We start from the raw sequence: 8,596 nt of genomic DNA on the forward strand, positions 1-8,596 counted from the left end.
GGGGCCGCAGCCCCCGATGACAGATTCCAGCCCCCGACTACAACGTGTAAGAAATGCCGACCTGCACCGTTCTCGGTGCCCCCGGATAGGCGTAGACGTTACCGAATGCGCCCTCGTCGTAGTCACGGTCAAACAGGTTCTTCAGGTCGAGGTTGAGGCGCACCTTGTCATTGACCTTGTAGTAGCTGAGCAGGTCGACAACGGTGTAGCTCCCCATCGAAAACGCGGTGTTCGCCGTTTGCCCCGCGCGCTCATCGACATATTTGAGGCCTGTTCCCAGACCCAGACCACTGAGGGCACCGTCCTGGAACTCATAGACGTTGAGCAGGCTGAAGCTGTTTTTCGGGATGTTCATCAGTCGCGTGCCGGAGCGGATCACGTTGTCCTTGGTCACCTCGGCATCGACGTAGGCGTACCCCCCGATGACACGCCACTCGGGGGTCAGGTTGCCGGCGACATTGAGGTCAAATCCCCGGCTGCGCACTTCCCCGGCAGCCACGCTGAAAGTCGAGTCCACCGGGTCAGTGGTCAGGACATTGCGCTTTTCAATCTGATAGATCGCCGCGTCGACGCTCAACTGATGATCCAGCGCTTCCCATTTGACGCCCATCTCCCAGGACTTGCCTTTCTCCGGTTCGAAGCCGCCGCCCTGGCGACTTGCGCCGGTATTGGGCTTGAAGGAACGCGCAGTGTCCGCGTAGACCGCGAGGGTATCAGTCAGGTCGTAGGTCACGCCGACGCGGGGCGTGACGGCATTGTCACTGGCCTGCCAGTTCTTGCCGCCGGGAACGTAGGTTTCATAGTCGTGCTCAAAGCGCTCGAAACGTGCGCCGGCCAGAACTTTCAGCCGATCGGTCAAGGCCACCTGGTCCTGTACGAACGCGGCGTAGGTCTTGAGATTTTCCTTGTCGTGGGTCGGGGTGCGCGTCAGTGCCGGACGGGGCTGCCCATACACCGGATTGAAGATATCGATCGGATAGGCACTTACCGCGCCGCTGGAGCGCTGGATGATCGACTGGTAGTCGTAATCTTCGTATTCGATACCGGTCAGCAATGTGTGCTGCAGGCCGCCCGTGGAGAAGTGACCGGTCAGGTTGAGCTGGGTGTCCTTGTCCGTCCACTCCAGTTTGCGGTAGTTGAAATTTCGTCCCAGGGTCCGGCCGTCGGCGGCAATGCCGTTGGCTTCGACGGCGTTGCCCTGCAAGGTTCCGTCGAGCCACTGGAAGCCACCGCCAAGCGTCCAGTCTTCATTGAGCACATGCTCGAAGCGCAATTGCGCCATGTTGTTGTCGTTGTGCAACTTGCCAGCGTCCGGTTCACCGAAGAAGGTGTCACGGGAGGCAGTGCCGATCTGCCGGGGATAACGCGTCGCGCCCCGGTCCAGCGGATGGTTGTTGCGCATGAAGTCGCCCTCGAAGATCACTCGGGTGTCATCGCTGGCTTGCCAGGTCAGTACCGGGGTCACGCCGTAGCGTTCGGTTTCGACGTGATCGCGGAAGGTATCGCCGCCCTCGCCCACCACGTTCAGGCGATAGGCCAGACGCCCCTCTTCATCAAGCGGGCCGGAAGCATCCAGCGTACCCCGCCGCATGCCTTGGTCATTCAACTGGCTGCCGAGTGTGACCGTGCGCTCGGGCAACGGTTGTTTGGAAACGACATTGAAAGTCCCGCCCGGATCACCACGGCCGTAGAGCATGGTCGCCGGCCCGCGCAGGACCTCAAGACGCTCGATGGTGTTGGCATCCGGCATGTTCGGATAACCGCGGTTGATCGGGAAACCATTGCGGTAGAACTCGCCGGTGGTAAATCCGCGCACGGTGAACGTGGTCAGTCCCTGGCCGCCGAAATTGTTGGCTCGCCCTACGCCGCCCGCGTAATCCAGTGCGTCCTGCAGCCGGGTAGCACCGATGTCTTCGACCGCGTCTTTGGTGACGACACTGATCGACTGCGGGGTTTCATGGATCGAGGTATCGGTTCGGGTGGCGCTGGCCGAACGGGTCGCGCGATATCCGTGTACCGGGCCGTCCGCTCTTTCGTAATCCGCGGTACCGACCACATCGGTTGCCTCCAGCTCCAGCGCTGACGCTGTTGAACCGGAGGGCTCGGCCCACGCAAAGGGAGACAACGTTTGCAACACACAGATGGACAGCAGAGTTCGACGCATGGGGGAGAACCTTACAGATAGGCCAGAACGAAGGGGATAACTGCCAGCAAAACGCGGCGGATGGTATACCAATCGTCGCGCACTTGATAGTTATTCCCATTCGCTTATGCAGCTGACTCTCGACCGCTTGCGTCTACTGCTTTCTCACACGCTCAGAAGGCGCTTCGTGGTCGCCATAGACGTACTCAACGATTGCCCCGTGCGTTGCAGTTTGTTCAGCAGACTGGCCCCCAGCCACAGCTGATACAGGGTTTCAGCCAGTTGCCGAGCATCGCCCTCAGGCAAGCTTTTTTCGACCTGGCCCTGTTCGATGCACTCGGTGATGCGCGCCACCACTCGCTCGGCGCCATCACGCAAGGTCAGGCGCATGGTTTCGGAAAGGTCAGCCACCTCGGCACTGAGTTTCACCACCAGGCATTCGTCGCCATGGCCTTCCAGGGTGCAGCGATCCTGCCAGCCCTGCCAATAATCCATCAGCCGTTCGTGGGCGCTCAGGCCGGGCAGCGTCAGGCGTCGCTCCATGTCGGCCAGATAGTCGACGAAGTAATCCTCGAGCAAGGCCTGGCCGTACAGTTCCTTGGATTTGAAGTAGTGATAGAACGAGCCCTTGGGCACGCCGGCGGTCTGCAGGATCTCGTTCAGGCCAACACTGGTGAAGCCTTTCTCGGCCATCATCCGGTGGCCGGTGTCGAGCAAATGTTGGCGGGTGTCGTCGTAGGTCGGTTTCATGGGGCACGAATTACCAGGCAATAGACCAGTCGTTTATCTCAAAGGAACGCGAGTTTGCCACACCTGTCCATGAAAAACCTTCGAAGAAAAAATTACTAGACGACTGGTCTAATTGGAAACTATGCTGCGCCCCTACAAACTTTTCCCGGTGTCGATCCTGTGCGAATCCCTTGCTCATGAACGCTGCCAGACCAACCCAGGGTGCTCTATGAAAATCTTGATGGTTTTGACTTCCCACGATCAACTCGGCAACACCGGCAAGAAAACCGGCTTCTGGCTCGAAGAGTTCGCCGCCCCCTACTACGCCTTCAAGGACGCCGGCGCCGACGTCACCCTGGTTTCGCCCGCCGGCGGTCAGCCACCGCTGGATCCGAAGAGCGACGAGCCCGATGCTCAGACGGCTGAAACCGACCGTTTCCGCCAGGACCCCACCGCGCAGCAGGCACTGGCGAACACCGGCCGCCTGGCCGACGTCCGCGCCGAAGATTTCGATGCGGTGTTTTATCCAGGTGGCCATGGCCCGCTCTGGGACCTGGCCGAAGACAAGCATTCGATTGCCCTGATCGAAGCCTTCGCGCGCAGCAACAAGCCCCATGGCTTCGTCTGCCATGCGCCGGGGGTGCTGCGTCATGTCGTCGACGCAGACGGTAAACCGCTGATCCAGCAGCGTGAAGTGACCGGTTTCACCAATTCCGAAGAAGCAGCCGTCGGTTTGACGGACGTAGTGCCGTTCCTGATCGAAGACGAGTTCCAGCGTCTTGGCGGTCGCTATTCCAAAGTTGCGGATTGGCAAGTTCATGTCGTGACGGATGGAAAACTGGTCACCGGCCAGAATCCTGCCAGCTCGGCGGCTGTCGCCGAACAACTGTTGAAACTGCTCGGCTGAGGCGTCACTCCGCTCCTTCAACTTGATCCGAACACCGTGTGCGTGTTGCACGGTGTTCTTCTTTTCGCCCATTAAATAGTCGACTGGTCTAATAAACCCTTTGGACAGGATGCATCCATGAACAACAGCCGTTTCTTCACCCCCGTCACCCTGGGCCGCCACATCCTGAAAAACCGCATAGTCCTGCCGCCCCTCACCCGCCAGCGCAGCACCCAACCGGGCAATGTCGCCAGTGAATTGATGGCCGAGTATTACCAGCAACGTGCCGGTGCCGGTTTGCTGGTGACTGAAGGCACCCAGATCGAACCCCGTGGCCAGGGATACGCCTGGACTCCAGGCATTCATACTCCCGAACAAATCGCCGGGTGGCGCAAGGTCACCGAGGCCGTTCACGCCAAAGAGGGGGTGATCTTCGCCCAGCTCTGGCACGTGGGACGCGTATCGCACAGCGCTTTGCAACCCGATGGTGCCGCGCCAGTGGCGCCCTCCGCTGTCGCCACCGATCGGGTCAGCGTTTTCATCGAGACCGGGCCGGGCATGGGGTCTCTGGTGCCGCCATCCTCACCGCGCGCACTGACCACCGAAGAAGTCCAGGAACTGGTTCAGCTGTACATCCAGGCGGCGCGCAATGCCATGGACGCCGGTTTCGACGGTATCGAACTGCATTGTGCCAATGGTTATCTGGTGAACCAGTTCATCTCCGCCCACAGCAACCTGCGCACCGATCAATACGGCGGTTCGCTACATAACCGTCTGCGCTTTCTGCGCGAAGTGGTGGGTGGCGTCGCCGAATGCATCGGCAAGGAAAAGGTCGGCGTGCGCTTCGCGCCGCTGTTCACCACCACCGATGAAGCGCGGACTTATCTGGATATGGTCGAGGAAGACCCTCACACCACCTACATCGAAGCGATCAAGGTGCTGCAAGACGTCGGCATCGCCTACCTGTCCATCGCCGAAGCCGACTGGGACGACGCGCCAGTGATGCCGGAAACCTTCCGTCGAGCAGTACGCGACACCTTCAGCGGCGCGATCATCTACGCGGGCCGCTACAACGCCGAAAGCGGTGCGCGGTTGCTTGAATCCGGACTGGCGGACCTCGTGGCTTTCGGTCGCCCGTTCATGGCCAACCCGGACCTGCCCGCGCGGATCGCCAATGGCTGGCCGCTGAATTCGCTGAACCCGGCCACGGTGTATGGCGGCCATGCCGAAGGCTATGTGGATTACCCGGTGTACGGAGAGTAGCTTTCGCTGGCGACACTTTTGGCGAGCTGATTGCGGCCCGCCCCTTTGGCTTGATACAGCGCCTGATCTGCCGCAGCGATCAGGCCTTGTACCGTGTCCAGTTGCGATCCGGTGGCGGCCGCGATGCCGATACTCACACTCACTCGGCCGAATGGACTGGTCCGGTGAGCGATAGGCTCTTGCGCCAAGCGTTTCAGGATCATTTGCGCCACGACCGCTGCGCCGTCACTGTCGGTATCGGGCATGATCACCGCCATTTCTTCCCCCCCGTAACGCGCCACCAGGTCCGATGGTCTGCGCACGCAGGTCTCAAGCACCTTGGCCACCTGCTGCAGACAGGCATCGCCGGCAATGTGCCCTTCGGCGTCGTTGAACAGTTTGAAATAGTCGAGATCAATCATCAGCAACGCCAACGAAGTTGCGTCACGCTTCGCCCGGCGCGCTTCCATCGCCAGGGTCTGATCGAAACATCGCCGATTGGCCAGGCCTGTCAGCGCATCCTTCATTGCCAACAGCTCAAGTTGCCGGTTCGTGCCGAGCAGCTGTTGTTGAGTATCGCGCAACTCACCTTCCACCTGCGTCCGGCGACGAATATCCAGAATCAAAAACCAGCCGATAACACCGGTGAGACCCAGCAATGTGGTAACCACACCGATCGACAACAGCGCTTCAAATCGCCACGCCGCCAGGGCTTCGCGCTTACCGAGTGCAACCGTAGTGATCAGCGGCAGCGTTTCACTCTTGCGAAAGGCATAGAGCCGTTCCACGCCGTCGAGACTGGACGTGAAGGATGCAGTGCCAACCGATTTGTCCACCAGGTACTTCGCATAGATCGGCGAATTGGAGAAGTTGCGCCCCATGTCCTGTTCACGGAAAGGGTAACGGACCAGCAGCGTGCCATCGGTGTAGGACAAGCCAATGGCGCCCTCCTGCCCTATATCGAGCTGGCCGAACAGACGCAGAAAGTTTTCCACCCCCAGGGTGACCGACACCACACCGGCAAACTCTCCGCGATCGTCATTGAAACGCCTGCTGATGGTAATCACCCACTCCTGATTCGAACGACTGCGGATGGGCGGGCCGATGAAGGGTTCGCGAGATGGATCGTCACGGTGATGAATGAAGTAGGCACGATCACTGCTGTTGGCACCGACAGGAATCGGCCGGTTGGATGACATCAACCAGTGGCCTTTGTTGTCGTAGATAGTGATGCCACTGAGCTGCGGCATCAGCGGTCGCTGCCGGTTGATCAAAGTCTTGAGTCGTTCGATTTGCGCTGGGCCACTGCCTTCGGTTTCCAGACGTTCGACGAGTCCGAGCAGAAGCAGCGAGCTCTGCCGGACAATGCCTTCGGAATACGTCGCAAGTGCCTGCGTCAGGTTCAACCCGTGGACATTGACTTCATCCAGTGCTTGATCCCGAGAGCCCAGTATCTTCCAGATGGTCAGCGATGCCAGGGAACAGCCGATTACCAACAGCAAGAGCATTACAAGGTGAGTATCACGCTTCACTTCAGTACCTATGGAAAGTCCGGTTTCCGTCACCGCTATTATTTGATCGGGGCATTACATCGACCGCGCGTCCTTGTCAGCACGTCAGCCGCGGTGCTGTCGCTCTGGTTTTGCGCAAGAATCCGAAATGCCCCGGACGACGGCAGGCAACGCGAGGGTGTCTTGCCGTCCCTCGTCTCGACTAGACGATTTTCAAAGCCTTGAGAATCACCAGCGTACTCTCGGCAAACGCTTGAGCCTGCGCGGTCAATTCGGCAAGGTTTTCTTCCGCGGTGGTCAGGGCCTTGCCGTCCTTGAGGAGACCTTCGCCCTGGCCGCCGATGATGCCCCATGCCAACTGCGCCCATTCAGCCGGGTGCTTTTTGCCCTGCTTGATCGATATCAGGAACAACTGCTGGAAGCGACTGACCGTCACCCCACCTCCGGTCACCGGACTCGCCAGGGTCTGAATCTTGTGGCCATACAACGAACGCTTGCACAGCTGCAGGTTGAGGGTATTGCAGCGGGCCTGCACCAGTTTTTCGGCTGCTTCGCTTTGACACGGCGCCACGGCCCCCATGCCGATCAACACGTTGAGAGCCTGTTCCACATCGCCATAGGCCAGCGAGGGCAAAAGATCCAGCAAATGCCGCAAGGTCTTCGGCACATAGGCGTCATCCGCCAGTGCTGCGAGTACCGGGCCATAAATCTCTGCCTGCAGCGTCGCTGCGCCTGCCGGACCGGTGACGTTGGCCGGCACGCTGTCGGCTGCCTGCAACAGGACGAAGCGCGTGCTGAGCATACGCTCGCGGTGCTCGGTAGCAGATAGTCTGTTGGCGCCGCGCACATAAAGGTCCCGGCGGAAACTCTGGTTCACAAAATAGTCGCGCGCCTGCTCACGCATGACCGGGTGCTCAATGCCTTCCAGAAAGTCCATGCCTTCGGCGGTCAGGTTGAGCGGATCGACGGAGTCCAGCGGCACGGCTGTCGTGGCGTAGTCGAGTTTGGCGGGCGCCAGGGCATCCACCACGTCGGTGAAATACATGCAGTTCCAATCGCGGTTGAAGTACTCATGGGCGACGTACTGGCGATCCTGGCCTTTGATGCTCTGGAGCTTGGCGTCCAACCCTGGCGCCGAGTTGGCATATTTAGGATTTGCAGCCAGCAGCGCTTCGGAAAACTGCAGCGCAGCGTCGATACGTTGATCAGGACGTGCAGAGGCCTGGCTGGCGAAACGGTCGTGCAGGCTGAACAGTTGGCGCAAGGGTGCCTGGGGCGACCAGCCCGGGAAGCAGTTGTAGCTGACGTACAGCAGGCCACCAGGCTTGAGATGACGACGGGCGAATTCGACGATCAACTTGTGGTTATCGCGGCTGACCCAAGTCCAGATGCCATGCAGGCTGATACTGTCGAACTGAGGCAAATCATGACGGGCCAGCAACTGCTCGAAGCTGTCGTCATACAGTCGCGCATCGCTGCCCCAGTCGCTGGCCAGAGCAATGGCATGGGACGCCTGACCTGGGTGAAAGTCGGTGCCAACATAAGAGCCCGGATTACCCGCCGCATGGATGTTGATCGAAACACCCTGACCAAAACCCAGCTCACAGTGGTAGCCGTCGCTACTCTCCAGCGTGGCGAAACCGCGCAACAGCAGACAATAACGCTGGAAAACCGGATTGATTTCCCGGCTATAACTGTAGGTATAGCCTTCGTCCGTGAAATATCCCTCGTTCCAGGCATTGCTCATGCGTGCATCCTTTTTCTTATATCGGAAGTGAAAGTCGCTCTTATACGGGGTAGCCATGGCGTATCACAAGAGGAAAGTGATCAGGCAAACGCCTCCTGGATAAACGCCTGCAGCATCGCTTCCTCAAGAATCTAAATCGAGAAATGGCCGAGCCTTTTCCTGCGGGCAAAACAAAACCCCAACTGCTTTCGCAATTGGGGTTTCGGAATTAAATCTTGACGATGACCTACTCTCACATGGGGAAACCCCACACTACCATCGGCGATGCATCGTTTCACTTCTGAGTTCGGGATGGGATCAGGTGGTTCCAACGCTCTATGGTCGTCAAGAAATTCGGG

At 59.3% G+C, this 8,596-nt stretch carries 6 protein-coding genes and 1 rRNA gene; 2 read left to right on the forward strand and 5 right to left on the reverse strand.

Annotation, left to right across the window (positions count from 1 at the left end; genetic code table 11):
• Positions 1 to 37: 37 nt before the first annotated feature.
• Positions 38 to 2,164 carry a TonB-dependent siderophore receptor gene (locus L6D74_RS24480; RefSeq protein WP_236190803.1) on the reverse strand — a complete coding sequence of 709 codons (2,127 nt, stop codon included), beginning with the start codon at positions 2,162 to 2,164 and terminating at the stop codon, positions 38 to 40.
• A gap of 144 nt (positions 2,165 to 2,308) precedes the next feature.
• Positions 2,309 to 2,893: a TetR/AcrR family transcriptional regulator gene (locus L6D74_RS24485; protein WP_064595586.1), complete on the reverse strand. Its 585-nt coding sequence runs from the start codon at positions 2,891 to 2,893 to the stop codon at positions 2,309 to 2,311.
• 208 nt (positions 2,894 to 3,101) lie between these two features.
• On the opposite strand from L6D74_RS24485, the gene L6D74_RS24490 reads away from it, so the two are divergent.
• Both L6D74_RS24490 and L6D74_RS24495 read left to right on the forward strand, forming a co-directional pair.
• On the forward strand, positions 3,102 to 3,779 hold the full coding sequence (locus L6D74_RS24490) for a type 1 glutamine amidotransferase domain-containing protein (protein WP_236190805.1): 678 nt from the start codon (positions 3,102 to 3,104) through the stop codon (positions 3,777 to 3,779).
• A 117-nt stretch (positions 3,780 to 3,896) separates the two neighbouring features.
• Entirely contained in the window at positions 3,897 to 5,021 is a 1,125-nt protein-coding gene (locus L6D74_RS24495; RefSeq protein WP_236190806.1) for an alkene reductase, read from the forward strand.
• Here the strand turns inward: L6D74_RS24495 and L6D74_RS24500 are convergent.
• The 3 genes from L6D74_RS24500 to rrf all read right to left on the reverse strand — a co-directional run bounded on the left by L6D74_RS24500 (position 5,000) and on the right by rrf (position 8,587).
• Complete coding sequence (locus tag L6D74_RS24500) at positions 5,000 to 6,532, reverse strand: sensor domain-containing diguanylate cyclase (protein WP_236190808.1); 1,533 nt, start codon at positions 6,530 to 6,532, stop codon at positions 5,000 to 5,002. The two genes, L6D74_RS24495 and L6D74_RS24500, sit on opposite strands and share 22 nt — an antisense overlap.
• A 181-nt stretch (positions 6,533 to 6,713) precedes the next feature.
• Positions 6,714 to 8,258 (reverse strand): methyltransferase regulatory domain-containing protein, encoded by a 1,545-nt coding sequence (locus L6D74_RS24505; protein ID WP_163974769.1) that lies wholly within the window; start codon positions 8,256 to 8,258, stop codon positions 6,714 to 6,716.
• A 213-nt stretch (positions 8,259 to 8,471) separates the two neighbouring features.
• Positions 8,472 to 8,587, reverse strand: a 5S ribosomal RNA gene (gene rrf / locus L6D74_RS24510).
• Positions 8,588 to 8,596: the final 9 nt, after the last annotated feature.

Origin of the sequence: Pseudomonas pharyngis, assembly GCF_021602345.1 — a bacterium.
GTDB lineage: Bacteria > Pseudomonadota > Gammaproteobacteria > Pseudomonadales > Pseudomonadaceae > Aquipseudomonas > Aquipseudomonas pharyngis.

What these genes read in the sequence shown, in the direction of transcription:
- L6D74_RS24505 (WP_163974769.1), bottom strand. Translation starts at nt 8,258, where the DNA reads ATGAGCAATGCCTGGAACGAGGGATATTTCACGGACGAAGGCTATACC.
- L6D74_RS24495 (WP_236190806.1), top strand. Translation starts at nt 3,897, where the DNA reads ATGAACAACAGCCGTTTCTTCACCCCCGTCACCCTGGGCCGCCACATC.
- L6D74_RS24485 (WP_064595586.1), bottom strand. Translation starts at nt 2,893, where the DNA reads ATGAAACCGACCTACGACGACACCCGCCAACATTTGCTCGACACCGGC.
- L6D74_RS24480 (WP_236190803.1), bottom strand. Translation starts at nt 2,164, where the DNA reads ATGCGTCGAACTCTGCTGTCCATCTGTGTGTTGCAAACGTTGTCTCCC.
- L6D74_RS24490 (WP_236190805.1), top strand. Translation starts at nt 3,102, where the DNA reads ATGAAAATCTTGATGGTTTTGACTTCCCACGATCAACTCGGCAACACC.